The following is a 23,662-nucleotide window of genomic DNA, read 5'->3' as shown; positions in this document are numbered from 1 at the left end:
GGGCTTGCCGACCCGTTACGCTCCGGCTCGTGGCCGATATCCAGATTCCCGCTGACATCAAGCCCGCAGACGGCCGTTTCGGCGCGGGCCCCTCCAAGGTGCGGACGGAGGCGCTGGACGCCCTGGCCGCCACCGGCACCTCTCTCCTGGGCACCTCCCACCGCCAGGCTCCGGTCAAGAACCTGGTCGGCGAGGTCCGTTCCGGCGTCTCCGAGCTCTTCTCGCTGCCCGAGGGCTACGAGGTGATCCTGGGCAACGGCGGCTCGACCGCCTTCTGGGACGTCGCGACGCACGGTCTGATCGAGAACAAGTCGCAGCACCTCTCCTTCGGCGAGTTCTCCTCGAAGTTCGCGAAGGCCGCGAAGCTGGCCCCGTGGCTGGCGGAGCCGTCCGTGATCTCCTCCGAGCCGGGCACCCACCCGGAGCCGGTGGCCGAGGCGGGCGTCGACGTGTACGCGTACACGCACAACGAGACCTCGACCGGTGTCGCCGCCCCGATCCGGCGGGTGGCGGGTGCCGACGAGGGCGCGCTCGTCCTCGTGGACGCGACGTCCGGCGCGGGCGGTCTGCCGGTGGACATCACCGAGACGGACGTCTACTACTTCGCCCCGCAGAAGTCCTTCGCCGCCGACGGCGGCCTGTGGCTGGCGGTGTTCTCGCCGGCCGCGCTGGAGCGGGCGCAGCGGATCCACGCGTCGGGCCGGCACGTCCCGGAGTTCTTCTCGCTGCCGACGGCGATCGACAACTCGCTGAAGAACCAGACGTACAACACCCCGGCGCTCGCGACCCTCTTCCTGCTGAACGAGCAGCTGAAGTGGATCAACGGCCAGGGTGGTCTGGACTGGGCGGTGGCCCGGACGAAGGAGTCCTCGGACGCGCTGTACGCGTGGGCCGAGGAGTCCAAGCACGCCTCGCCGTTCGTCGCGGACCCGGCGAAGCGTTCGCAGGTCATCGGCACGATCGACTTCTCGGACGACGTCGACGCGGCGGCGGTCGCGAAGGTGCTGCGCGCGAACGGGATCGTGGACACGGAGCCGTACCGGAAGCTGGGCCGCAACCAGCTGCGGATCGCGATGTTCCCGGCGGTCGACCCGGCGGACGTGCGGGCGCTGACGGCGTGCGTCGACTACGTGATCGAGCGCCTCTGATCACGGCTCAAGGCAGAAGGGAAGGGGTCCGGCACGATGCCGGGCCCCTTCCCTTTTCCGTCTTCCGGGCCGCCCCTTCCCCTTCCGCTTCCGTCAGCCGGCCGCCTGCGCCTTGACGTGGTCGATGACGGCGGTGAACTCCTCCGTCGGGGAGAACTCGACGACGTCGCTGTCCTCCAGCGCCTCGGGGGCGTGGCCGGGGCCCCAGTAGTACGCCTGCCCGGCCTCGTAGACCTCGTCGCCGGTCGCGGTCCGCATCTTGATGCGGCCGCGGAACAGGTAGCCCCAGTGGGGGCACGGGCACAGGTCGCCCTCCAGGCCCTTGAGGGCGGGGGCCAGGTCGGTGCCCTGGGGCAGGTGGATGAAGGCGACGCTCATGCCGCCGCCCGCCTCCCGCATCCGGAAGTCCAGGCCGTCTCCTTCCATGGCGACCGGGGTGTCCTCGCGCGTGAATGCCGTCATGACGCCTCACCTCTTCGGTCTCCTTCCAGTCTCCTCCCGGGGCGGCCGGGGGTCGCGCGGGAGGGGCGGAGGGGGCGGAGGGGGCGGAGGGGGTTCCGTCAGTCGCGGCGGAGGAGCCGTTTGATGCCGAGGACGAGGACGGTGGCGCCGGCGAGGACGAGGAAGCCCTTGGTGGCGCTGCCGCCGGGTTCGGCCGCGGAGGGGGTGTCCGCGCCGGTGGGGGCGGGGGCGGGAGCGCTGCCGTCCGGCTCCTGCGGGCGGGGCGCGTCCGGGCGGTCCACGCGGACGACGCGGCTCTGCGCGCCCTCGGAGCCGAACATCATGCCCGTGCCGTCGAGGGTGTACGTGACGGATTCCGCCTGGCCCTGGAAGGGGGCGCCGGGCGAGGTGCCGTCGCCTTCGATGCGGCCGTCCTTCCACGCGTACTCGCGGGCGCTGAAGTAGCCGCGCAGGAGCAGCCGCTGTCCGTCGGGCGAGAAGGCGCCGTCGGTCACCCACGGGACCTCGCCGATGCGGCGGAAGGTGTTGGTGCCGGAGGTGGAGAGGCGGGCGGGGCCCTCGTAGAGGCCGCCGCCGTCCTCGTTCTTGCTGGCGATGTAGACGCGGCCGGTCTTCGGGTGGACCATCAGCGCCTCGGCGTTGCGGGGGCCGTCGGCGTACTTCACGACGTACTGCTGGGCGCGGACGGTCTGGTCCTTGAGGGTCTTCGGCTCGGGGAAGCGGTAGATCCAGACGTGGTCCCAGGAGCCGTCGAGGTTGTCGCCGATGTCGCCGACGTACACGGCGCCGTCGGGGCCGACGGAGACGGCCTCCATGTCGCGGGGGGTGCCGACGCCGGTGAGGGTGATCGTCGCGACCGTCCTGCCGGTGCGGGAGTCGACGGCGAAGAGGCGCGGCTCGTCCTGGTCGTTGTGCGTCCAGTAGATCCCGGGGTGGGCGCGGCTGGCGGCGAGGCCGCTGGACTCGGTGATCCGGGCGTCCTGGAGGGTGAAGTCCCGGTCGGGGTCCTGCCCTTCGGCGCGGGCATGGCCGGCCGGCAGCAGCGCCAGGGCGGCGGCAGCGCCGAGGGCGCACAGAGCAGATCGCATGGGATCAAGCGTGCCATGGCGTGCGGGGAAACCCGCTTGACCCGCTCCCGGGCCGCTGTCATGGTCCGGCCATGTCTGCCTTCCGTGCCGCCGACGGCACCCTGCTCGCGTACCACGTGTCCGGTTCCGGCGCGCCGCTGCTGTGCCTGCCCGGGGGGCCGATGCAGGACTCGGCCTATCTGGGCGGGCTGGGCGGGCTCGGCGCCCACCGGACGCTGATCCGGCTGGACCTGCGGGGCACGGGCGCGTCGGCGGTGCCGGACGACCCGGCGTCGTACCGCTGCGACCGGCTCGTCGAGGACGTGGAGGCGCTGCGGGCGCACCTGGGGCTCGGGACGGTGGACGTGCTGGGGCATTCGGCGAGGGCGAACCTGGCGGCGCTGTACGTGACGCGGTACGCGGAGCGGGTCGGGCGGCTGGTCCTGGTGGCGCCGGGCGTCGCGGCGGCCGGGCTCGACACGTCCGGGGAGGAGCGGCTGGCGGCGGCGCGGCAGGCGTGGCGGACGGGCGAGCCGTGGTTCGCGGAGGCGTACGCGGCGCTGGAGGAGCTGGCGGCGGGGCGGGGGTCGGCGGAGGCGTTCGGGAAGGTCGCGCCGTTCTTCCACGGGACGTGGGACGCGGCGGCCCGGGAGCGGCACGCGGCGGCGGACCGGCAGCGGAACGGGGAGGCGGCCGGGGTGTACGGGAGCGCGGGGGCGTACGACCCGGAGGCGACCCGGGCGGCCTTCGCGGACTTCGCGCGGCCGGTGCTGGTGGTGGCCGGGGAGGGCGACGTGAACACGCCGGTGCCGACGGCCGCCGCGTACGCGGGGCTGTTCCCGGCGGCGCGGCTGGCGGTCGTCGCGGGCGGCGGGCACTTCCCGTGGCACGACGACCCGGAGGGGTTCGCGGGGACGGTCGGCGCGTTCCTGGGATGAGCGGGCCGTGGTCCGGATCACGTCGCCGGTGGGTGACGGGGTCCGGAATGATGTGACCATGCGTTTTCTGTTCGTCGGCGACAGCATGACCATCGGACGCGCCGGCGACTGGACCTGGCGGTACCGCATGTGGCGGCACCTGGAGGCGACGCTGCCGGGCGGGTACGAGATCGTCGGGCCGCGCACCGGGCTGTACGACCCCGAGGCCGACGCGCCGGTGTCCGACGCGTACGCCGACCCCGCCTTCCCGGCCGCGGCCCGCCGCCACCTGGCCGGGTGGGGCGAGGGATGGCTGCACATGGCGCCGGTCATCGGGGACACCGTCGCGGCGACCCGCGCGGACGTGCTGCTGGTCTCGCTCGGCCTGATCGACCTGGGCTTCTACACGAACAGCGACCAGACCGAGGCGAACGTGCGGGCGTTCCTGGCCGCCGCGCGCACCGCCCGGCCGGGGGTCCGGGCGGTGCTGCTGCCGGTGATCCCCAACGTGCGCGCCGGCTACGACGCGGCCTTCGCCGCCGAGTGCGCCCGCTTCAACGACCTGCTCGCGAAGGCGGTCGCCGACCTCGACGCGGCGGCCTCGCCGCTGCTGCTGGCGACGGTCCCGGAGTCGTACGACCTCCAGGAGGACACGTACGACGGCACGCACCCGGGGCCGAGCGGCGAGCACAAGCTGGCCGCCGCCTTCGCCGGCGCGATGCACCAGGCGTGGGGGCTGGGCGGGCCGTACCGGCCGTAGCCCGCCGCGCCGCGCGCGGACGGCCGGCCACGGCCGGGGGACGCCGGGACTACCAGGCGAACGCCTCCGGGGACGGGCCCGGGCCGGGGAAGATCTCGTCCAGCTCGGCCAGGAGCTCGTCCGGCAGCTCCAGCTCCAGGGCGCGCAGGGCGCCGTCCAGCTGCTCCGGGGTGCGGGGGCCGACGATCGGGCCGGTCACACCGGGGCGGGTGAGGAGCCAGGCCAGGCCGACCTCGCCGGGCGCCAGCCCGTGCTTGTCGAGCAGGTCCTCGTACGCCTGGAACTGCTTGCGCTTGGCCGGGTCCGCCAGCGTCTCCGCGGCGCGGCCCTCGGTGCGGCGCTTGCCCTCGGTCTCCTTCTTCAGGACGCCGCCGAGCAGGCCGCCGTGCAGCGGCGACCACGGGATGACGCCGAGGCCGTACTCCTGCGCGGCCGGGATGACCTCCATCTCGGCGCGGCGCTCGTAGAGGTTGTAGAGGCACTGCTCGCTGACCAGGCCGACCATGCCGCGGCGGGCGGCGGCCTCGTTCGCCTGGGCGATCTTGTAGCCGGGGAAGTTGGACGAGCCGGCGTAGAGGATCTTGCCCTGGGTGATGAGGACGTCGATGGCCTGCCAGACCTCGTCGAAGGGGGTGGCGCGGTCGACGTGGTGGAACTGGTAGACGTCGATGTAGTCGGTGCCGAGCCGCTTGAGGCTGGCGTCCACCGCGCGCCGGATGTTGAGCGCGGAGATCTTGTCGTGGTTCGGCCACGCCTCGCCGTCGGGGCCCATGTTCCCGTACACCTTGGTGGCGAGGACGGTCTTGTCGCGGCGGCCGCCGCCCTGGGCGAACCAGGAGCCGATGATCTCCTCGGTGCGGCCCTTCTCCACGCCCCAGCCGTAGACGTTGGCCGTGTCGAAGAAGTTCAGGCCCGCGCCGAGCGCGGCGTCCATGATCGCGTGACTGGTGGCCTCGTCGGTCTGCGGGCCGAAGTTCATCGTGCCGAGGACGAGGCGGCTGACCTTGAGTCCGGTGCGTCCGAGCTGCGTGTACTCCATGAGTCACCAGCCAACTCGTTGGAGCGCGCTCGAAGCAAGGGGTTACCTGCGCTACTGCCCGGCCACGGAGGTCAGCGCGATCACCGCGAACATCAGTACGAGCACACCGGCCATGATCCGGTTACGGGTCTTCGGGTCCACCCCATGAGGTTAACCGGATCCGCCGCGCGCCCCCGCACCGCCCTCCAGCGGCCACGCGGCCACCGTCTCGTACCGGGGCTGCTCGCCGCGCAGCCCGCTCACCGGCAGGCGGGAGCGGACCAGGGCCAGCTCGGGCACCTGCCAGCGGGTGCCCTCGAAGCCGTCCAGGACGTCCAGGAACGGGGTCAGCGCGGTGCCCTCGCCGCGGGCGCGGGCGATCGTCAGGTGCGCCTGGTAGCGGCGGTGCTCCTCCATCGGGACGCCGGCCTTCCGGGCCGCCGCGTCGGCGCGCGCGGCGAGCAGCCGCAGGGCGTCCAGGTCGCCGGCGGCGCCGGTCCACAGGGCGCGCCTGCCGAAGTGGCCGCCGCCGCGCAGCCGGAGCCCGAACGGCGGGGTGCGGCGGGCGGCGCGGGCGAGCCGGGCGCGCAGGTCCGGCAGGAGGTCGTCGTCGACCTCGCCCATGAACGCGAGGGTGAAGTGCCAGCCCGGGCGGGAGGTCCAGCGCAGGGCGTCCGCGCCGGGCAGGGCCTGGAGCCGGTCGACGACGGCGGCCAGCTCGGCGGCCCGGTCGGCGGGCGGCAGCACGGCGGCGAAGAGCCTCATGCGCGCCAGTCTGTCAGGCCGGGGCCGGTCCGGCCGGGCCGGAGCACTGACCGGGCCGCTCCGGGGCTCGGCTAGCCTCGCCGGATGGAGACCCACGCGATCAGGATCAGGCGCGGGGGGCCGGCGGATCTGCCGGCCGTCCTCGCGATACTCGACAGCGCCGTCGTCTGGCTCAACGGCCGCGGGATCACCGCCCAGTGGGGCACCACGCCCTTCACCTCCCGCCCGGCGACGGTGGAGCACGTCGGGCGGGTGCTGGGCGAGGGCGAGCCGTGGATCGCGGAGGTGGACGGCGTCCCGGCCGGGACGATGACGCTGACCCCGCACCCCGGGACGTACGTGCCGCCGGCCGGCGAGCCGGAGCGGTACGTGCGCTACCTCGCCACCGACGGGCGGTTCCACGGCCTCGGGGTGGGCGCGGCGCTGCTCGCCCACGCGGCGGAGGAGACCCGCCGCGCGGGCGTCTCGCTGCTCCGCGTGGACTGCTTCGCGGGCGGCGAGGGGCGGCTCGTCGCATACTACGAGCGGCAGGGCTTCACCCGCACCGATCCGTTCACGGTCGACGCGTGGCCGGGGCAGGTCCTGGAGATGCGGGTGTCGCCCTGACGTCTCAGCTGTGGAACGTGATGTAGCCGTTGCCGTCGCGGTCGTTCGCGCTCTTGGTGTAGGAGTGCGTGTCGGCGTAGGCGCCGCCCGGCTTGATCAGCTTGATCGTGTCCTTGTCGTTGTTCCAGATGAAGTTGCAGTTCTGGCGGTAGGCCACGTTGTTCGCGTCGGACTCGGTGCCCTTGCCGCCGCGCAGCTTCACGTGGTCGCCGGGCTCCAGGTAGTGGTTGACGCGGAAGGTGTAGCTGTTGCCGACCGCGTCCTTGACGACGTACCCCTTGAGGTTCACCCGGGTGGTCCGCGAGAAGTTCTTGATCGTCACGTACTCGGCCTTGGTGTTGCCGGTCGTGCAGCTGTTGCTGTCGCGGCCCGGGGCGTCGTACTGGACGCCGGCGATCTTCAGGGCCGAGGAGTACTCGGCGGCCTGGGCCGGGGTGGCGACGAGGGCGCCGGTCAGCGCGCCGGCGGCGAGGGCCGCGGCTATGACCGGACGGGTGGAGCGCTTGCGCAAGGGAACCCCCCTGGTGGTGCCTGTGATTGACGGCTCAACATACACAGGATCTCCACACCGGCGGACCCGGACGTTCATATCGAGACGCCGGAGGGCGGGGCGGAGCCGGGTGGGCTCGTGCCCCGCCCTCCGGCGGAACGGTGCGGGTCAGGCCGCCGTGGCCAGGCGCTCCGGGGCGGCGCGCGGGACGAAGCGGAGGCTCGGGTGGCCGCGGCGCCAGGCCATCGCCAGCTTCAGGTTGCCGATCCGGGCCAGGATCAGGCCGATGACGGCCGCCGCGGCGAGCGAGACCAGGCCGCCGGTGGCGAAGCCGGCGCGGGCGCCGTACGTGTCGGTGACCCAGCCGAGCAGCGGCGCGCCGATCGGGGTGCCGCCCGCGAAGACCATCATGTAGAGGCTCATCACCCGGCCGCGCATGACCGGGTCGGTCGCCATCTGGACGGCCGAGTTGGCGGTGATGTTGACCGTGAGGCCGATCATGCCGATGGGCACCAGCAGCAGCGCGAACAGCCAGAACGACGGCGAGAACGCCGCCGCGATCTCCAGGGCGCCGAAGACGCCCGCGGCGATCACCAGCATCCGCAGCCGGGTCGAGCCGCGCCGGGCCGCGAGCAGGGCGCCCGCGAGGGAGCCGGCCGCCATCAGGGTGTTGAGGAAGCCGTAGGTGCCGGCGCCGACGTGGAAGACCTCCTCGGAGAAGGCGGTCAGCCAGATCGGGAAGTTGAACCCGAAGGTGCCGATGAAGCCGACGAGGACGATCGGCCAGATCAGGTCGGGGCGCCCGGAGACGTACCGCAGGCCCTCGCGGAGCTGGCCCTTGCCGCGCGGGGCGCGCTCCACCTTGTGGAGCTCGCTCGGGCGCATCAGCCAGAGGGCGGTCAGCGGCGCGAGGAAGGAGAGGCCGTTGATGAGGAAGGCCCAGCCGCTGCCGACCCCGGCGATGAGGACGCCGGCGACGGCGGGGCCGACGAGCCGGGCGGACTGGAAGTTGGCCGAATTCAGCGAGACGGCGTTGCGGAGCCGGTCGGGGCCGACCATCTCGGAGACGAAGGACTGCCGGGCCGGGTTGTCGACGACGGTCACCATGCCGAGGAGGAAGGCGATCAGGTAGACGTGCCAGACCTGGACGTGTCCGGAGAGGGTGAGGACGGCGAGGGCGAGGCCGCACAGGCCGAGGGCGGCCTGGCTGACGAGGAGCAGGCGCCGCTTCGGGTAGCGGTCGGCGATGACGCCGCCGTACAGGCCGAAGAGGAGCATCGGCAGGAACTGCAGGGCGGTGGTGACGCCGACGGCGGCGGCCGAGCCGGTGAGGCTGAGGACGAGCCAGTCCTGGGTGATCCGGGCCATCCACGTACCGGTGTTGGAGACGATCGCTCCGGTGAAGAAGAGCCGGTAGTTCCGGATCGCGAGGGAGGAGAAGGTTCCCCTGGGGGACCTCTCGCGCCCGCGGGGGTCGAGGGTGGGTTTGTGGACGGGTGCGGAGTCTGCTCCGTGTCCCGTACTCAAAGTGCGTCGCCTCCTTGGCGCTCGGTTCAGAGGTGGGCGAGCTTCTCCAGGACGGGAGCGGCCGCGCGCAGTACGGCCCACTCGTCCTCGTCCAGACCCTCGGCGAGGGCGGCCAGCCAGGCGTTCCGCTTGCGGCGGGCGTCTTCGAGCATGGCCTCGGCCCGCTCGGTCTGGCTGACGACCTTCTGCCGGCGGTCGTCGGGGTGCGGCTCCAGCCGGACCAGTCCCTTGGCTTCGAGCAGGGCGACGATGCGGGTCATCGACGGCGGCTGGACGTGCTCCTTGCGGGCCAGCTCACCGGGGGTGGCGGAGCCGCAGAGGGCCAGGGTGCCGAGCACCGACATCTCGGTCGGGCTCAGCGACTCGTCGACGCGCTGGCGCTTGAGGCGCCGGCTCAGCCGCATGACGGACGAGCGGAGCGCGTTCACGGCCGCGGCGTCGTCGGCGGTGCCGTGGGACAGGTCAGGCATGTAGTTAGCCTAACTCATTACTCTCGCTAAGGACCAATGGAATGCGCGGGTGTCGCGCGTGTCACGCGGGAGGCGTACGGATCAGGGTCGCCCCAGGTCACGGGTGTGCCGTTTGCATCACCCGAACGAGTGAGTCGGATCCGGAAAGTGACGCAAAGGGGCCCCGGGAGCCCCGACGCTGAACGGCATGGGATCGACAGTGCTCAGCCTGCGCATCGACAGTGAGCTGCTCGACCGGCTCAAGGGTCACGCCGCCAGAAGAGGAATGAGCGTCCAGGACTATGTCGTCCGGACGCTCATTCGAGAGGACTTCGACGAGCGGTTCAAGACCGCCGTCGAGGAGACGGAGAGGTTCTACGGGGCGGATCCGGAGCCTCCCGGCGCCGGGGCCGCCCCGCGCGATCAGGTCAGGCCCAGCGCCGGCATCGCGTAGTAGAAGACGAAGACCGCCGACACCACGTACATGGCCACCGGGACCTCGCGGCCCCGGCCGGCCGCGAGCCGCAGCACGCTGAAGCTGATGAAGCCGATGCCGATGCCGTTCGTGATCGAGTAGGTGAACGGCATCATCAGCATGGCCAGGAACGCCGGCACCGCGATGGTGAAGTCGCTCCAGTCGATCTCCTTGATCGACCCGGCCAGGATCAGGAAGCCCACCGCGAGCAGCGCGGGGGTCGCCGCCTGCGACGGCACCATGGTCGCGAGCGGCGTGAGGAACAGCGCCACCGAGAACAGGCCGCCGGTGACGACCGAGGCGAGGCCGGTGCGGGCGCCCTCGCCGACGCCGGCCGTGGACTCCACGAAGCAGGTGGTGGCCGACGAGGAGGTCGCGCCGCCGGAGGCGACCGCGAGGCCGTCGACGAGCAGCACCTTGTTGATGCCCGGGAAGTTGCCCTTCTCGTCCATCAGCTTGGCCTCGTCGCCGACGCCGAGGATCGTGCCCATGGCGTCGAAGAAGCACGACAGCAGGACGGTGAAGACGAAGAGGACGCCGGTCAGCACGCCGACCTTGTCGAAGCCGCCGAACAGGCTGACCTGGCCGACCAGGCCGAAGTCCGGGGTGGCGACCGGGTTGCCGGGCCACTCCGGGGTGGTCAGGCCCCAGGACGGGACGGTCGCGACCGCGTTGATCACCATCGCCACGATCGTCATGACGACGATCGAGATGAGGATCGCGCCCGGCACCTTGCGGATGATCAGGGCGAGGGTGAGCAGGGTGCCCAGGACGAAGACGAGGACCGGCCAGCCGCCCAGGTGCCCGTCGGCGCCGAGCTGCAGCGGGACGGTGGTGTGCGCGGCGTCGGGGATGCGGGAGACGAAGCCCGAGTCGACGAGGCCGATCAGCATGATGAAGAGGCCGATGCCGATCGCGATGCCCTTGCGCAGGCCGACCGGGACGGCGTTCATGACGCGCTCGCGCAGGCCGGTCGCGACCAGCAGCATCACGACGAGGCCGGCGAGGACGACCATGCCCATGGCGTCCGGCCAGGACATCCGGGGGGCGAGCTGGAGGGCGACGACCGTGTTGACGCCGAGGCCGGCGGCGAGCGCGATCGGCACGTTGCCGATGACGCCCATGAGGAGCGTGGAGAACGCCGCCGTCAGGACGGTGGCGGTGACGAGCTGGCCGCCGTCGAGCTGGTGCCCGTACATGTCCTTGGCGCTGCCGAGGATGATCGGGTTCAGCACGATGATGTAGGCCATCGCGAAGAAGGTGGCGAAACCGCCGCGGACCTCGCGGGCGACGGTGGAGCCGCGCTCGGAGATCTTGAAGAAGCGGTCGAGGGCCCCGGCGGATCCCTGGGGGTCCTGAGGCTCGGGGGCGGGGGCCTTGGCGGCGGCCGTGGTGCTCATGGGGGTGGGTTCCTCATCGGGAAGGAGGTCCTGACGTCCTTTTTGGCGGTTCATACGAAGGAAACCCGCCATAGGCAAACCGTTTCAGTATGAACACATGAACGAGCGGGAGTCCATCTCCGCGCGTAGACCCGGAATCGGGCCGCCTAGACTGAGCCGCATGGCGAAGTGGACACCGAAGCACGAGGCACCCGAGCCCCTGGAGGGCCCGGTCGTCGGAACGATCACCGGCGGCACGATCCTCTGGTTCGTCCTCTTCCTGGTCCAGGTCCCCTTCTACGGCTGGTTCGCCGACCGCGACCTCACCTGGTGGGTGTGGACCTGCCTGGCCGGCGGCGGCCTCGGCCTGCTCGGCATCTGGTACGTGCGCAAGCGCGACGCCGCGATCAAGCGGCACCGGGCGGCCCAGCAGGGCGCGTAACCGGCCCCGGGGCGGCCCGGGGCGCCTCCCCCGACGCCCCTCAGGGTCCCGTCCCACCACGGGACGATTCCGGTCCACCCACGGTCGGATCTTGCCGCTTCCCGGCAGGTGAACGGTCGATTCCGGTCGTACCGTCGGAACCATGACTCAGCAGGCGCGGATCGACACGGGCGGCGGCGGCACCGGGGACTCCCCCGACACCCTGGCGGAGGCCGAACCGCCCGTCGTCCACCGCGCCGCCGGCCTCACCACCGCCGAGGTCGCCGAACGGGTCGCCCGCGGCGAGGTCAACGACGTCCCCGTCCGCAGCTCCCGCTCCGCCGCCGACATCGTCCGGGCCAACGTCTTCACCCGCTTCAACGCGATCATCGGCGTCCTCTGGGTGATCATGCTGATCGTCGCCCCGATCCAGGACAGCCTCTTCGGCTTCGTGATCGTCGCCAACACCGGCATCGGCATCATCCAGGAGCTGCGCGCCAAGAAGACCCTCGACGGGCTCGCCGTCATCGGCGAGGCGAAACCCACCGTCCGCCGCGACGGGCGCGCCACCGCCGTCTCCACCTCCGAGATCGTCCTCGGCGACCTCATCGAGCTCGGCCCCGGCGACAAGGTCGTCGTCGACGGCGTCGTCGCCGAGGCCGACAGCATGGAGATCGACGAGTCCCTGCTCACCGGCGAGGCCGACCCCGTCGTCAAACGCCCCGGCGACCCCGTCATGTCCGGCTCGTTCGTCGTCGCCGGCGGCGGCGCCTTCACCGCCACCAAGGTCGGCCGGGAGGCGTACGCGGCCCAGCTCGCCGAGGAGGCGTCCCGCTTCACCCTCGTCCACTCCGAGCTGCGCTCCGGCATCTCCACGATCCTCAAGTACGTGACGTGGATGATGGTCCCGACCGCGATCGGCCTGATCATCAGCCAGCTCGTCGTCAAGGACAACGACCTCAAGAACTCGCTCGCCCGGACCGTCGGCGGCATCGTCCCGATGATCCCCGAAGGGCTCGTCCTCCTCACCTCCGTCGCCTTCGCGATCGGCGTGATCCGGCTCGGCCGCAAGCAGTGCCTGGTGCAGGAGCTGCCCGCCATCGAGGGCCTGGCCCGGGTCGACGTCGTCTGCCTCGACAAGACCGGCACCCTCACCGAGGGCGGCATGGACGTCACCGAGGTCCGCCTGCTGAACGGCTCCGACGAGGCGTACGTCCACAAGGTCCTCGGCGCCCTCGGCGAGTCCGACCCGCGCCCCAACGCCTCCCTCCAGGCCATCATCGACGCCTACCCGGACGCAGAGGAGTGGCGCTGCGTCGAGTCGCTGCCCTTCTCGTCGGCCCGCAAGTACAGCGGCGCCGCCTTCAGCGAGGGCGACGGCGAGGAGTCCACCTGGCTGCTCGGCGCGCCCGACGTCCTCCTCCCGGCCGGCGACCCCGCGCTCGCCGAGACCGACCGGCTGAACGAGCAGGGCCTGCGGGTCCTGCTGCTCGCCCGCACCGTCCACGAGCTCGACTCCCCGCGGGTCGCCGAGGACGCCCGGCCCACCGCCCTCGTCGTCCTCGAACAGCGGCTGCGGCCCGACGCCTCCGACACGCTCGCCTACTTCGCCGACCAGAACGTCGCCGCCAAGGTCATCTCCGGCGACAACGCCGTCTCCGTCGGCGCGGTCGCCGGCAAGCTCGGCCTGCCCGGCGCCGACCACACCGTCGACGCCCGCACCCTGCCCGCCGAGCGGGAGGAGATGGCGAAGGTCCTCGACGAGAACGCCGTCTTCGGCCGGGTCACCCCGCAGCAGAAGCGGGACATGGTCGCCGCGCTCCAGTCACACGGGCACACGGTCGCCATGACCGGCGACGGCGTCAACGACGTCCTCGCGCTGAAGGACGCCGACATCGGCGTCTCCATGGGCTCCGGCTCCGAGGCCACCCGGGCCGTCGCCCAGATCGTGCTCCTGAACAACTCCTTCGCCACCCTGCCGTCGGTGGTCGCGGAGGGCCGCCGGGTCATCGGCAACATCACCCGGGTGGCGACCCTCTTCCTCACGAAGACGGTCTACTCGGTGCTCCTCGCCCTGCTGGTGGTCGCCAGCCAGATCGAGTACCCGTTCCTGCCCCGGCACCTCACCCTGCTGTCCACCCTGACCATCGGCGTCCCCGCGTTCTTCCTCGCCCTCGCCCCCAACAAGGAGCGCGCGAAACCGCACTTCGTCCGCCGGGTCATGCGGTACGCGATCCCCGGCGGTGTCGTCGCGGCGGCGGCCACCTTCACCACGTACCTCCTCGCCCGCCACCACTACACCGGCGCGGACGCCCTCGGCGCCGAGACCAGCGCCGCCACCCTCACCCTCTTCCTGGTGTCGATGTGGGTGCTCGCGATCATCGCCCGCCCCTACACCCTGTGGCGGCTCGCCCTCGTCGCCACGATGGGCGGCGCCTTCCTGCTGGTCCTCGTCGTCCCCTGGCTCCAGGACTTCTTCGCCCTGAAGCTCGTCGGCACGACCATGCCGTGGGCGGCCGTCGGCATCGCCGCGGTGGCCGCGGCGATGCTGGAGGCCGCCTGGCGGTGGGTGGACCGCAGGTTCCCCGCCTGACCCGGCCAGATCCCGCCTGATCCGGCCTGATCCGAAAGAAACGGCCTAGTCGAACCAGCGGTCGCGGGCCAGCTCCGCCGTACGGGACGGGTCCTCCAGGAGGGCCGCCACCTCGAAGCGGCGCGGCCACTGGCGGGTGGCCCAGGCCAGGGCGGCGGCCACGCCCTCCAGGGTGGCGGCGTGGATCGTGCCGTCGGGGGTGCGGCGCCAGTCGAGCTCGACGCCGCCCGCGCGCAGCTCCTCGTGCTCGACGTACGTGGCGGGGGTGTCCGGGCCCAGCAGGGCGTGCACCGAGGCCGGGACCTCGTGCTCCTCGCCCTCCGTCGTCACCTCCGCCTCGACCGCCTCGCTCAGGCGCCGGACCTGGAACAGCTCCGCCAGGTCCGCCGCCCGCGACGGGGCGACCGGGAGGAGCGGCAGGCCGGCGGTCAGCGGCAGCAGGTCGGGGGCGTCGGCGACCAGCGCCTCCGTCGCGTCGACCACCACCGGTTCGCCGTCGACCACCGCCAGGAGTTCATCCGGAAGAGTGACCTGGTCCGGGTCGAGATCGGCCAGCGCGGTGTACAGGGCGTGCAGCTGCGGCGCCGTCACGCCGCGGCCGGGGACCGCCATCCGGGCCAGCAGCTCCGCCGCGCCGCCGGGCTCGTCGAGCAGCGCCGCCACCGTCGTGCGGACGCCGAGGGCGCGCAGCACCTGCTCGTCCTCGAAGCCGGTCGCGTCGGCGGTCTCGTACAGGCCGGCGAGGAGCGGGTCGGTGCCGGCCGCGCACAGTCCGGCGGGGCGGCGCCCGCCGAGGACCGGGTGGTCCCGCAGCCACCAGGCGGTGTACGGGCGGACCGTCTGCGTCGTGCCGTCCGGGAGGAGGACCCGTACGGGCTGGATCAGGGCGTCCCGCAGCGGCGGCCGGGCGAGCAGCGCGAGCGCCCGCGGCCAGGCGTCGTCGGCGACCAGGTCCAGGTCCCGCACCGCCACGATCTCCGTCGCCACCGGCGGCACCACGGACACCGGCAGCCGGTCCAGGACGTCCTCGCACCACACGTCGACCGCGTCCAGGAGGCCGGCGTCGTCCGGCTCCGGGTAGTCGCTCTCGCGGGGGTCGAGGTCGTCGGGGTCGAGGACGAGGTCGGTGGCGCGGATCAGCGCGAAGTTCGCGAGGACGCCGCAGGCGGCGAGCGGCGCCTCGCCCCAGCGGTCGGCCAGCTCCTCGTCCACGTGGGCCAGTTCGCCCTGCCGCATGACGGAGTCGAACGCCGAGCCCCGCAGCACGAGTTCACCCGCGGGGGTGAGTTCGCCGTGCTCGTCGGGGAGGGCGAGGGCGGCCAGCCACGGTTCGTCGCCGGGCTCCAGATCCGCGTCGCGGACGAGCCCGAGGACGGTCTCCACCAGCTCGTCGGGGTCCAGCTCCGGCTGGTCCGGGGTCCAGAAGCCGTCCGCCGCGTCGATGGACGCCGCGACCGCCGCCCGCACCTGCGGGGTCGTCAGCACGGCGCGGGGCGAGGCGGGCAGGGCGCCCAGCTTCTCCAGGAGCGGGTGGACGACCTCCGGGTGCGCGACGAGCAGGCCGAGCCGGGCCAGCCGGGGCGGGGTGTCCCGCTGCGGCAGCAGCACCTGCCGGGGGCCGATCACCGTCCGCCCGGAGTCCAGCGGCACCGGCAGGCCGGTGAGCCGCTCCGGGTCGACGCCGGCGAGCGAGTCGTAGAGCCGCCGCCACCAGGACGGGGGCCGCTCGACGCCCGCGAGCCGGTCCACCGCCTCCGTCAGCGGCATCCGGCCGACGCCGAGCGTCCGCAGCTCCGGGCGGCGCTCCAGGCCCGCCGGGAGCAGCCCGGGGAACACCTCGGCGAGCACGGCCACGGTGTCCGCGCCGGCGCCCTCCACGACCTCCGCCTCGATGGGGCGGAGCGCCGGCAGGTCCTCGGTGGCGACCGCGGGGGCGAGGAACGCGACGCGCGGCAGCCGGTCCAGGATCGCCTCGCGCAGCGCCCCGTCGAGCGGGCCCTTGCCGAGGGGGCCGGGGACGAGGTCGAGCGCCCCGCTCGTCACCGGCCGCCAGTCGGCGAGGAGTTCGGCGTACGCGTCGGCGGCCCGCTGGACCAGGAAGTCGGTCAGCGGCCCGGGCGCGGGGTGCCGGCGGGTCGGGTCGAGCGGCAGGGAGGCGATGAGCAGGGCGGGGATGCCGAGGGGTTCGTCGGTGGGCGTCGGCGCGTGGACGACGGGCGCGGTGCGCGGGTAGCGGGGGGCGCCGGTGTCGTCGACGGGGACGGCCCAGGTCACCGACCAGTGCGGGCGGAGCCGTTCCTCGACGGGGCGGTCGGCGAGGAGCGCGGGGTCGAGCGGGCCGGTGTGGGTGACGGTCCGCCAGCGGTGCGGGGCGTCGCCGGCGGAGTCCTCGACGCGGACGTGGCCGTCGGCGTCGGTGCGGGTCAGGGTGCGGACCCCGGCGGGGGTCTCGACGACGACCTCGGAGAGGCCGGGAAGGGTGAGCAGCAGGGCGTCGTCGACGGTGTCGAGGAGCCGTTCGGCGAGGCTGTGGGCGGCGGCGTCGCGGAGCGGGAGGACGACGACGGTGTCGTAGCCCTCGGGTGCGGTGCCCTCGGCGGGCAGCGGCAGCCGCAGCAGGGGGACATGGCCGTCGCGGCGGCGCAGTTCGTCGCCGAGGCCGGGGCTGTGGCGGGCGGTGTCGGCGGCGAGTTCGCGGGCCTCGGGGAGGGACCAGCGGACGCCGCCGTGCCGGCCGAGGACGGCGGGTTCGTCGGTGACGGCGAGGACGGCGGCGAAGCCGACGCCGAAGCGGCCGACGGCGGTGGCCGCGTCCTGGCCGTCGCGCTTCGCGGAGGCGCGGAGCGTGGCGAGCGACGCGACGCCGGCGGCGTCCAGCGGGGCGCCGGTGTTGGCGGCGGCCAGCACGGCGGGGCTGTCGGCGTCGGCCGGGTGCAGGGTGAGGCGGAGCCGTCCGGTGGTGCCGGCGCGGGCGGCGGCGTCGGCGGCGTTCTGGGCGAGTTCGACGACGAGCCGGTCGCGGTACCCGCCGAGGGCGAGGTCCTCCTCGGCGTTCGCGTCCTCGCGGAAGCGGGCCGGGGAGGCGGCCCAGGCGTCCAGGACGCCTCTGCGGAGCCGGGCGGTGCCGAAGGGGTCGCTTCCGTCGGTCGTCGTCCGGACGGTGACGCTCACGCTTGACTCCAGTCTGCTGTGCGGTTCCCTCGCTGCGGCGAAGTTACCGCGCGGGCCCGGCGGCCCGTGCGGGGCCGTGGGGCGCGGGCCCGCGGCGCGGGTCAGGAGTGGCCGAGGTCTTCCGAGGCGGGGTCGGGCGGGGTGACGGAGCCGGAGTCGGCCGGCGGGTGCAGCGGGAAGGCGTCGACGGCCGTGGAGTCGAGGACCGGCTCGGCGGGGCGCGGCGGCGTCGGCATGACGGCGGCCTCCGAGTGGCCTCCGCAGCCGTACGCGAGGGAGACGACGCGCCCGTCGGCCGGGGACAGCTCGTTGGCGCACAGGCCGAAGGACTGGCGCAGCGAGCCGGCCAGCGGGATCAGGAAGGCGCAGGACTGGCAGGTGGCGGGGGCGGCCTGGGCCATCGGGGTGCGGGGGCCGAAGGACTCGTCCCAGCGGTCGGCGGCGAGCCGGAGGCCGTGGCGGGAGAGGACGCGGGCGCGGCCCATGCCGAGTTCGTCGGCGACGGCGGCGATCGCGCCGCGGGTGGGCGTGCGGTCGGTGACCTCCGCGTCCTCCGCGTCGAGGTGGTCGGCGAGCTCGGAGGAGACGGCGGAGTTCGGCGGCGGGGCGTCCTCGCCGGTGTAGCCGGGCTCCAGGCGGGGGTCGTCCTGCTCGGTGGGGAGGAGGTCGCCGGGGCCGAGGTCGCCGGGGCGCAGCCGCTCGCTCCAGGGCACCCATTCGGGGGCGAGGAGGGCGTCGGAGCCGGGCAGCAGGACGGTTTCGTCGAGCGTGACGTTCTTGGCGCGGGAGGCGCGGGTGACGGTGACGGCCCAGCGCCAGCCGCGGTAGCCGGGCTCCTTGCACTCGAAGAAGTGCGTGACGACCCGGTCGCCCTCGGCGAGGACGCCGGAGTGCTCGCCGACGACGCCGGGCGCCGCGGCCTCCTCGGCGGCCTCGCGGGCGAGGTCCACGGCCTCGGCGCAGAGGCGGTCCGGGGCCGGGGTACGGCTGGATCGCGGGGTACGCGGGGTACGGTCTCGCGTCGTCGCAGCACTCACTGGTATCGCTTCTCTCCTACGCCGTCTCACGGGTGCGCCGGCCGAGGTCCGGGAGCGAGGCTCCGGGGGCGGGGCGGGCGGAGCGGACCTGGGGGCCGCATCGACGTCCGCACCCGGCCGGTATCTCACACGTCTCGGGCGCACCTATCGTCATCCATTCTGCGGGATGCCGAAGGGGCGCGCGGCCGAGGGGAACCGCCGGTGGCGCGCTACGCACGCTACCCCGTTCGCGGGCCTGGGCCCACCTGCGCGCCCCAAGTGATCCGGATCGGGCCCGGGGGCGGGGGCCGTTCCGGGGCGCGGCCGGGCGTGTCCCCGGCGGGCTCCGAGGGGTTCCGGGCGGTGCGGGAGGGGCTCGGGGGTCGCGGGGGCCGACACCCCGGGGGCCAGCGGGCTCGGTTCGGGCGGGGGGCTGGTGGGGCACTATGAGGTGGTGGCTGCCGCACGGTCCTCCGGTCGCTCCCAGGATCGTCCCGGGCCGCTCCGCGGAGCGGGCCGGGCGGTGGGGCGTGCGCTGCACCTGCCGTTCACGGGGACGGCGCGGGGGATCCGGCGGGCGACGCACGCGCACGGGGCGGGCGAGTCGGGGCTCGGGAAGCTGATCGAGCTGCACGCGGTGAACGGCGCCGGCGACATGATGATCACGGTGGCGCTGGCGTCGACGGTGTTCTTCTCGGTGCCGACGGACGAGGCCCGCGGCCGGGTCGCGCTGTACCTGGCGATCACGATGGCGCCGTTCACGCTGCTGGCGCCGGTCGTCGGCCCGCTGCTGGACCGGCTGCCGCACGGGCGGCGCGCGGCGATGGCGGCGGCGATGGGCGCCCGGGCGGTCCTCGCGGTGGTGATGTCGGGCCTGGTGGTGACGGGGGGTCTCGCGCTGTACCCGGCGGCGCTCGGGGTGCTGGTGGCGTCGAAGGCGTACGGGGTGGTGCGCAGCGCGGTGGTGCCGCGGCTGCTGCCGGCGGGCTTCTCGCTGGTGAAGGCGAACTCGCGGGTGACGCTGGCGGGGCTGCTGGCGACGGGGGTGGCCGCGCCGGCCGGCGCGGGGCTCCAGATGCTGGGGCCCCGGTGTCCGCTGTACGGGGCGTGTGCGCTGTTCCTGCTGGGGGCGTTCTGGGCGGTGCGGATGCCGCACAAGGTGGACTCGGCGAAGGGTGAGCGGCGGGCGCACCTGCTGACGCACGGCGAGAAGCGGCCGAGTCTGCGGACGGTGGGGCCGGCGGTGCTGCACGGGCTGCAGGCGAACGCGGCGCAGCGGATGCTGTCCGGGTTCCTGATCTTCTTCCTGGCGTTCCTGCTGCGGGAGCACCCGCTGTCGGGGCAGTCGGCGGCGGTGTCGCTGGGGATCGTCGGGGTGGCGGCGGGGGTGGGGAACGCGTGCGGGACGGCGGTGGGGTCGCTGCTGCGGGACCGGGGCCACCGGCCGGAGGTGATCATCGCGTCGATGATCTCGACGGTGCTGGCGGCGGCGGTGTGCGCGGCGGTGTTCTTCGGCGGGGTGATGGTCGCGGTGCTGGGCGCGGTCGCGGGGCTGACGCAGGCGCTGTCGAAGCTGTCGCTGGACGCGCTGATCCAGCGGGACGTGCCGGAGGTGGTGCGGACCTCGGCGTTCGCCCGGTCGGAGACGGCGCTGCAGATGGCGTGGGTGGTGGGCGGCGCGCTGGGGATCGCGATGCCGCTGAACGGGACGGTGGGGATGGCGGCGGCGGCCGGGTTCCTGGCGGTCGGCGCGCTGCTGGCGGTGCGGGGGCTGCTGTCGTCGCGCGGTCCGGGCGCCCCGGACCGGCCGCGGCGGGCGAAGGTCGCCTGACCCGTCCGCGTACCGGCCCCGGCGCGGCACGCCGTACCCCCGCGTGGCAGCGGCGCGGCGGCCCGATAGCCTTCGGCTCATGACCGTTGCGTTCTTCTCCGGCTCGCGCCGCCGGGCCGCCGTCGCCCTCGGGGCCGTCTCCGCCGGGCTCCTCGTCCTCACCGCCTGCGATAAGCCGACTCCGATCGCGACCGTCACGGTCGGGAGCGAATCGATCAACTCCGAGGCGGCCTGCTACAACGACGGCGACCCCATCAAGGAGTCCGACGTCCAGAAGTGCCTCAACAAGAAGGCCGAGAAGTCGATCACCGTCGCCATGGACGACAAGGTCCGCTTCGGTGTGGACCCGGAGATCGCCGACAACGGCTGGACCATCTTCCTCGGCGGCCAGCAGGCCGAGCCGGAGCCGTACAAGAAGACGTACCGGACCATCCCGGCCAGCGCGTTCTTCTCCAGCCAGCAGACCGGCGAGTCCACCGACGAGACGCAGGTGACGATCGTCGAGAACACCGGCAAGACGCTCACCGGCATCTGGCACTTCAAGCTGAAGAAGGAATCCTGATCCTCCGGTGCGCCGCCGGATCCTGATCGTGACGGCCGTGGCGGCGGAGGCGGACTCCGTCGCCGGCGGTCTCACGGCGTCCGCCCGCCCGCACGCCGCGGACGTCCTCGTGGGCGGGGTCGGTCCCGCCGCCGTCGCCGCCGCGACGGGGGCCGCGCTGGCCCGTGCCGCGCTCGAAGGCGAGCCGTACGGGCTCGTCGTGTCCGCCGGGATCGCCGGCGGTTTCCCGGGCCGCGCCCCGCTGGGCTCGCTCGTCGTCTCCGACGCGATCGTCGCCGCCGACCTGGGCGCGGACACCGCCGACGGGTTCGTGCCCGTCGAGGAGCTGGGCTTCGGCCGCTCCGTGCACCGCGTGCCCGCCGCGCTGAGCGGCCCCGCCGCCGCCGCGCTCGCCGCCGCGGGGCTCCCGCACACCACCGGGACGGTGCTGACCGTCTCCACCGTCACCGGCACCGCCGCCCGCGCCGCCGCGCTCGCCGCCCGCCATCCGGGGGCCGCCGCGGAGGCGATGGAGGGCTTCGGGGTCGCCGAGGCCGCCGCCGCGCACGGCACCGGCGTCCTGGAGCTGCGGGCGGTGTCGAACGCCGTCGGGCCCCGGGACCGGGCCGCCTGGCGGATCGGCGACGCCCTGGACGCCCTGCGGCGCGCCGTGACCGCACTCGTACCGACCCTGGAGGAGGCCCGGCCGTGCAGCTGAAGATCGCGTACTCGCCCTGCCCGAACGACACCTTCGTCTTCGACGCCTGGGCGCACGGCCGGGTGCCCGGCGCGCCGCGCCTGGACGTCACCTTCGCCGACATCGACGTGACGAACGGCTGGGCGGAGAGCGGCACCGACGCGCACGACGTCCTGAAGGTGTCGTACGCGGTGCTGCCGTGGATCCTCGACGACTACGCGCTGCTGCCGTGCGGCGGCGCGCTGGGCCGGGGCTGCGGGCCGCTGGTGCTGACCCGGGAGCCGGGGCTCGACCTGCGGGGCAGGACGGTCGCGGTGCCGAGCGAGCGCTCGACCGCCTATCTGCTGTTCCGGCTGTGGGCCGCCGAGACCGTGCCCGGGGGCGTCGGCGAGGTCGTGGTGATGCCGTTCCACGAGATCATGCCGGCCGTCCGGGACGGCAAGGTCGACGCGGGGCTCGTCATCCACGAGGCCCGCTTCACGTACCAGGCGTACGGGCTGCACCGGCTCGCCGACATGGGCGAGCACTGGGAGGCCACCACGGGGCTGCCGATCCCGCTCGGCGCGATCGTCGCCCGCCGCTCGCTCGGCGCGGACACCCTGCGGCTGCTGGCCGACTCGGCCCGCCGCTCGGTGCGGATGGCGTGGGACGACCCGGCCGCGTCGCGGCCGTACGTCATGGAGCACGCGCAGGAGATGGACCCGAAGGTCGCCGACCAGCACATCGGGCTGTACGTGAACGAGTTCACCGCCGACCTCGGCGAGGCCGGTTACGCGGCGGTCCGGGGGCTGCTCACCCGGGCCGCGGCCGAGGGGCTGGTGCCGCCCCTCGGCCCGGACGCGCTGTCCTTCCCGTAGCGGGGGACGGCCGGGTCAGACGTCGAGCTGGTCCGCGACCGCCCGCAGCAGGCCGGCGATCTTCTTGCCGGCCGCCTTGTCGGGGTACCGGCCGCGCTCCAGCATCGGCGTGATGTTCTCCAGGAGCGTCGTCAGGTCCTGCACGATCGACGCCAGCTCGTCGGGCTTGCGGCGCTGCGCCGCCGCCACCGACGGGGTCGGGTCGAGAACCGTCACCGACAGCGCCTGGTCGCCCCGCTGGCCGGCGACGACGCCGAACTCCACCCGCTGGCCCGGCTTCAGTGCGTCGACTCCGGCAGGGAGCACCGACGAGTGCACGAAGACGTCACCGCCGTCGTCGCGGGAGAGGAAGCCGAAGCCCTTCTCGCTGTTGAACCATTTGACCTTGCCGGTAGGCACGTCTGTCCCTCGTCCTCGTTGACTCGTCGGGGTAAAAGAAACAGCGGGTCGACAGGCCCGCCGGCATCAAGGCTAATGCTCCGGGCGCCCGTGACAAGACGCCGCCGAAGTGTTCCTCCGCCCAGGGAACTACCCTGGCCGGATGCGCAGTGAAACCCGTACAGGACCCGTGGACGATTCCGCGCCGGGCGACGGACTCGTCAGGGCGGGCGTCGTCGTCTTCGCGGTCGGGGCGGTCGCGACGCTGGTCACCGTGGCTCCGCTCTTCCTCGGGACGGATCCCTTCCCGACCGTCGCCTACCTGGTGTCGATGCTGATGGGCGTCGGTTTCGCGCTGGCCGCCGCCGGGGTGCTCCGGTCCGTGGCGGCGCAGCGGCGCCAGGCGCGGGAGGCGCGGCGCGCCGCCTAGCGCGTGTACGTCTCCCACCAGGCGCGGAAGTCCGTCAGGTCCTTCAGGACGACGTCGGCGCCGGCGGCGCGGAGCTCGCCGGGCGCGCACGGGCCGGTCGCGACGGCCACGGACAGGGCGCCGGCGGCCTTCGCGCCGCGGACGTCGCCGACGTGGTCGCCGACGTACACGGAGGCGCCGTGGGCGCGCAGGGCCTCCGCCTTGCCCTCGGCGAACAGGCCGCCGACGACCGCGTCGGGCTCGATGCCGAGGTGCGCGAAGTGCTGCTCGGCGTGCGGGCCGTTCTTGGCGGTGACGACGAGGGTCCGGCCGCCGGCCTCGCGGACGGCGTCGAGGGCGTCGCGGGCGCCCGGCATGGGGGCGGTGGGCGCGAAGGCGTGGACGCCGTACAGGGCGCGGTAGCGGGCGGCCATGTCGGTGACCTGGTCGGCGGGGACCCAGTGGGCCATCTCCTGCTCCAGCGGGGGCCCGAGGCGGCTGACGACGAGGTCGGCGTCGACGTCGACGCCGTACGCGGCGGCGAACTCCTCCCAGGTGCGGCGGATGCCGGGGCGGGTGTCGAGGAGGGTCAGGTCGAGGTCGAAGCCGACCGTGAGCGGGCCCGCGGGAACGTTCGTCGTCATGGGTGACATTGTGCCCGGGTGTTCGAATTCGGCGGCTGCTT

The 23,662-nt window shown here is 73.8% G+C and carries 24 protein-coding genes; 12 read left to right on the top strand and 12 right to left on the bottom strand.

Annotated elements, in window-relative coordinates:
• Window positions 1-29: 29 nt before the first annotated feature.
• The gene (serC, locus tag ACFVQZ_RS07255) at window positions 30-1,148 is read left to right on the top strand and encodes a phosphoserine transaminase (RefSeq protein ID WP_030497986.1); all 1,119 of its coding nucleotides are present in this window, start codon (window positions 30-32) and stop codon (window positions 1,146-1,148) included.
• Window positions 1,149-1,241: 93 nt separating this feature from the next.
• Here serC and ACFVQZ_RS07250 read toward each other — a convergent pair whose 3' ends face one another.
• Both ACFVQZ_RS07250 and ACFVQZ_RS07245 read right to left on the bottom strand, forming a co-directional pair.
• Entirely contained in the window at window positions 1,242-1,610 is a 369-nt protein-coding gene (locus tag ACFVQZ_RS07250) for a hypothetical protein (RefSeq protein WP_030497985.1), read from the bottom strand.
• A 98-nt stretch (window positions 1,611-1,708) separates the two neighbouring features.
• Window positions 1,709-2,698, bottom strand: coding sequence for a WD40 repeat domain-containing protein (locus ACFVQZ_RS07245; RefSeq protein WP_383620302.1), 990 nt, complete (start codon window positions 2,696-2,698; stop codon window positions 1,709-1,711).
• A 71-nt stretch (window positions 2,699-2,769) separates the two neighbouring features.
• Between ACFVQZ_RS07245 and ACFVQZ_RS07240 the strand changes: the two genes are divergently transcribed.
• Complete coding sequence (locus tag ACFVQZ_RS07240; protein WP_383620300.1) at window positions 2,770-3,615, top strand: alpha/beta fold hydrolase; 846 nt, start codon at window positions 2,770-2,772, stop codon at window positions 3,613-3,615.
• 58 nt (window positions 3,616-3,673) lie between these two features.
• The gene (locus ACFVQZ_RS07235) at window positions 3,674-4,354 is read left to right on the top strand and encodes a GDSL-type esterase/lipase family protein (protein WP_030497982.1); all 681 of its coding nucleotides are present in this window, start codon (window positions 3,674-3,676) and stop codon (window positions 4,352-4,354) included.
• Between the two features lie 49 nt (window positions 4,355-4,403).
• Here ACFVQZ_RS07235 and ACFVQZ_RS07230 read toward each other — a convergent pair whose 3' ends face one another.
• The gene (locus ACFVQZ_RS07230; RefSeq protein WP_030497981.1) at window positions 4,404-5,393 is read right to left on the bottom strand and encodes an aldo/keto reductase; all 990 of its coding nucleotides are present in this window, start codon (window positions 5,391-5,393) and stop codon (window positions 4,404-4,406) included.
• A 150-nt stretch (window positions 5,394-5,543) separates the two neighbouring features.
• Window positions 5,544-6,137: an RNA 2',3'-cyclic phosphodiesterase gene (gene thpR, locus ACFVQZ_RS07225; RefSeq protein WP_383620298.1), complete on the bottom strand. Its 594-nt coding sequence runs from the start codon at window positions 6,135-6,137 to the stop codon at window positions 5,544-5,546.
• Window positions 6,138-6,221: 84 nt separating this feature from the next.
• Here thpR and ACFVQZ_RS07220 point away from each other — a divergent pair, with 84 nt between their 5' ends.
• Window positions 6,222-6,743 carry a GNAT family N-acetyltransferase gene (locus ACFVQZ_RS07220; RefSeq protein ID WP_030497979.1) on the top strand — a complete coding sequence of 174 codons (522 nt, stop codon included), beginning with the start codon at window positions 6,222-6,224 and terminating at the stop codon, window positions 6,741-6,743.
• Between the two features lie 4 nt (window positions 6,744-6,747).
• On the opposite strand, the gene ACFVQZ_RS07215 is transcribed toward ACFVQZ_RS07220, so the two are convergent.
• From ACFVQZ_RS07215 to ACFVQZ_RS07205, 3 genes are all read right to left on the bottom strand, one after another.
• The gene (locus ACFVQZ_RS07215) at window positions 6,748-7,254 is read right to left on the bottom strand and encodes a lamin tail domain-containing protein (protein WP_383620296.1); all 507 of its coding nucleotides are present in this window, start codon (window positions 7,252-7,254) and stop codon (window positions 6,748-6,750) included.
• 147 nt (window positions 7,255-7,401) lie between these two features.
• Complete coding sequence (locus tag ACFVQZ_RS07210) at window positions 7,402-8,760, bottom strand: MFS transporter (RefSeq protein WP_030497977.1); 1,359 nt, start codon at window positions 8,758-8,760, stop codon at window positions 7,402-7,404.
• Window positions 8,761-8,786: 26 nt separating this feature from the next.
• Window positions 8,787-9,230 carry a MarR family transcriptional regulator gene (locus ACFVQZ_RS07205; RefSeq protein ID WP_030497976.1) on the bottom strand — a complete coding sequence of 148 codons (444 nt, stop codon included), beginning with the start codon at window positions 9,228-9,230 and terminating at the stop codon, window positions 8,787-8,789.
• A 187-nt stretch (window positions 9,231-9,417) separates the two neighbouring features.
• Here ACFVQZ_RS07205 and ACFVQZ_RS07200 point away from each other — a divergent pair, with 187 nt between their 5' ends.
• On the top strand, window positions 9,418-9,663 hold the full coding sequence (locus ACFVQZ_RS07200; RefSeq protein ID WP_030497975.1) for a hypothetical protein: 246 nt from the start codon (window positions 9,418-9,420) through the stop codon (window positions 9,661-9,663).
• On the opposite strand, the gene ACFVQZ_RS07195 is transcribed toward ACFVQZ_RS07200, so the two are convergent.
• Window positions 9,633-11,084: an NCS2 family permease gene (locus ACFVQZ_RS07195; RefSeq protein WP_383620294.1), complete on the bottom strand. Its 1,452-nt coding sequence runs from the start codon at window positions 11,082-11,084 to the stop codon at window positions 9,633-9,635. The two genes, ACFVQZ_RS07200 and ACFVQZ_RS07195, sit on opposite strands and share 31 nt — an antisense overlap.
• Window positions 11,085-11,244: 160 nt before the next feature.
• Between ACFVQZ_RS07195 and ACFVQZ_RS07190 the strand changes: the two genes are divergently transcribed.
• Window positions 11,245-11,505, top strand: coding sequence for a DUF2530 domain-containing protein (locus ACFVQZ_RS07190; protein WP_030497973.1), 261 nt, complete (start codon window positions 11,245-11,247; stop codon window positions 11,503-11,505).
• Between the two features lie 142 nt (window positions 11,506-11,647).
• Window positions 11,648-14,077, top strand: coding sequence for an HAD-IC family P-type ATPase (locus ACFVQZ_RS07185; protein ID WP_030497972.1), 2,430 nt, complete (start codon window positions 11,648-11,650; stop codon window positions 14,075-14,077).
• Window positions 14,078-14,122: 45 nt separating this feature from the next.
• On the opposite strand, the gene ACFVQZ_RS07180 is transcribed toward ACFVQZ_RS07185, so the two are convergent.
• Entirely contained in the window at window positions 14,123-17,248 is a 3,126-nt protein-coding gene (locus ACFVQZ_RS07180; protein WP_383620290.1) for a sacsin N-terminal ATP-binding-like domain-containing protein, read from the bottom strand.
• 101 nt (window positions 17,249-17,349) lie between these two features.
• A complete protein-coding gene (locus ACFVQZ_RS07175) occupies window positions 17,350-18,285 on the bottom strand; it encodes a DUF3027 domain-containing protein (protein ID WP_030497970.1) in 936 nt (311 codons plus the stop codon).
• 415 nt (window positions 18,286-18,700) lie between these two features.
• Between ACFVQZ_RS07175 and ACFVQZ_RS07170 the strand changes: the two genes are divergently transcribed.
• The 4 genes from ACFVQZ_RS07170 to ACFVQZ_RS07155 all read left to right on the top strand — a co-directional run bounded on the left by ACFVQZ_RS07170 (window position 18,701) and on the right by ACFVQZ_RS07155 (window position 22,190).
• Window positions 18,701-20,095 (top strand): MFS transporter, encoded by a 1,395-nt coding sequence (locus tag ACFVQZ_RS07170; protein ID WP_383620287.1) that lies wholly within the window; start codon window positions 18,701-18,703, stop codon window positions 20,093-20,095.
• A gap of 79 nt (window positions 20,096-20,174) precedes the next feature.
• A complete protein-coding gene (locus tag ACFVQZ_RS07165) occupies window positions 20,175-20,657 on the top strand; it encodes a hypothetical protein (protein ID WP_030497968.1) in 483 nt (160 codons plus the stop codon).
• 7 nt (window positions 20,658-20,664) lie between these two features.
• Window positions 20,665-21,354: a futalosine hydrolase gene (locus ACFVQZ_RS07160; RefSeq protein ID WP_063835406.1), complete on the top strand. Its 690-nt coding sequence runs from the start codon at window positions 20,665-20,667 to the stop codon at window positions 21,352-21,354.
• Window positions 21,345-22,190, top strand: a complete 846-nt coding sequence (locus ACFVQZ_RS07155) for a 1,4-dihydroxy-6-naphthoate synthase (RefSeq protein WP_383620283.1) — start codon at window positions 21,345-21,347, stop codon at window positions 22,188-22,190. Before ACFVQZ_RS07160 ends, ACFVQZ_RS07155 begins: the two co-directional genes overlap by 10 nt.
• A 15-nt stretch (window positions 22,191-22,205) precedes the next feature.
• On the opposite strand, the gene ACFVQZ_RS07150 is transcribed toward ACFVQZ_RS07155, so the two are convergent.
• Window positions 22,206-22,589, bottom strand: coding sequence for a cold-shock protein (locus ACFVQZ_RS07150; RefSeq protein WP_030497965.1), 384 nt, complete (start codon window positions 22,587-22,589; stop codon window positions 22,206-22,208).
• A gap of 142 nt (window positions 22,590-22,731) precedes the next feature.
• Here ACFVQZ_RS07150 and ACFVQZ_RS07145 point away from each other — a divergent pair, with 142 nt between their 5' ends.
• Window positions 22,732-22,998, top strand: a complete 267-nt coding sequence (locus ACFVQZ_RS07145; protein WP_030497964.1) for a hypothetical protein — start codon at window positions 22,732-22,734, stop codon at window positions 22,996-22,998.
• Here ACFVQZ_RS07145 and ACFVQZ_RS07140 read toward each other — a convergent pair.
• On the bottom strand, window positions 22,995-23,630 hold the full coding sequence (locus ACFVQZ_RS07140; RefSeq protein WP_383620279.1) for an HAD family hydrolase: 636 nt from the start codon (window positions 23,628-23,630) through the stop codon (window positions 22,995-22,997). The genes ACFVQZ_RS07145 and ACFVQZ_RS07140 overlap by 4 nt on opposite strands.
• Window positions 23,631-23,662: the final 32 nt, after the last annotated feature.

Source organism: Streptomyces sp. NPDC057854 (assembly GCF_042797055.1).
Lineage (GTDB): Bacteria > Actinomycetota > Actinomycetes > Streptomycetales > Streptomycetaceae > Streptomyces.
Note: the sequence above shows the minus strand (reverse complement) of the source record. Positions and strands in the feature narration are given on the sequence as shown.

Excerpts from the sequence above, each read along its gene's own strand:
- ACFVQZ_RS07250 (WP_030497985.1), bottom strand. The coding sequence starts at position 1,610 with ATGACGGCATTCACGCGCGAGGACACCCCGGTCGCCATGGAAGGAGAC.
- ACFVQZ_RS07245 (WP_383620302.1), bottom strand. The coding sequence starts at position 2,698 with ATGCGATCTGCTCTGTGCGCCCTCGGCGCTGCCGCCGCCCTGGCGCTG.
- ACFVQZ_RS07240 (WP_383620300.1), top strand. The coding sequence starts at position 2,770 with ATGTCTGCCTTCCGTGCCGCCGACGGCACCCTGCTCGCGTACCACGTG.
- ACFVQZ_RS07235 (WP_030497982.1), top strand. The coding sequence starts at position 3,674 with ATGCGTTTTCTGTTCGTCGGCGACAGCATGACCATCGGACGCGCCGGC.
- ACFVQZ_RS07230 (WP_030497981.1), bottom strand. The coding sequence starts at position 5,393 with ATGGAGTACACGCAGCTCGGACGCACCGGACTCAAGGTCAGCCGCCTC.
- thpR (WP_383620298.1), bottom strand. The coding sequence starts at position 6,137 with ATGAGGCTCTTCGCCGCCGTGCTGCCGCCCGCCGACCGGGCCGCCGAG.
- ACFVQZ_RS07220 (WP_030497979.1), top strand. The coding sequence starts at position 6,222 with ATGGAGACCCACGCGATCAGGATCAGGCGCGGGGGGCCGGCGGATCTG.
- ACFVQZ_RS07205 (WP_030497976.1), bottom strand. The coding sequence starts at position 9,230 with ATGCCTGACCTGTCCCACGGCACCGCCGACGACGCCGCGGCCGTGAAC.
- ACFVQZ_RS07200 (WP_030497975.1), top strand. The coding sequence starts at position 9,418 with ATGGGATCGACAGTGCTCAGCCTGCGCATCGACAGTGAGCTGCTCGAC.
- ACFVQZ_RS07195 (WP_383620294.1), bottom strand. The coding sequence starts at position 11,084 with ATGAGCACCACGGCCGCCGCCAAGGCCCCCGCCCCCGAGCCTCAGGAC.
- ACFVQZ_RS07190 (WP_030497973.1), top strand. The coding sequence starts at position 11,245 with ATGGCGAAGTGGACACCGAAGCACGAGGCACCCGAGCCCCTGGAGGGC.
- ACFVQZ_RS07185 (WP_030497972.1), top strand. The coding sequence starts at position 11,648 with ATGACTCAGCAGGCGCGGATCGACACGGGCGGCGGCGGCACCGGGGAC.
- ACFVQZ_RS07165 (WP_030497968.1), top strand. The coding sequence starts at position 20,175 with ATGACCGTTGCGTTCTTCTCCGGCTCGCGCCGCCGGGCCGCCGTCGCC.
- ACFVQZ_RS07145 (WP_030497964.1), top strand. The coding sequence starts at position 22,732 with ATGCGCAGTGAAACCCGTACAGGACCCGTGGACGATTCCGCGCCGGGC.
- ACFVQZ_RS07140 (WP_383620279.1), bottom strand. The coding sequence starts at position 23,630 with ATGTCACCCATGACGACGAACGTTCCCGCGGGCCCGCTCACGGTCGGC.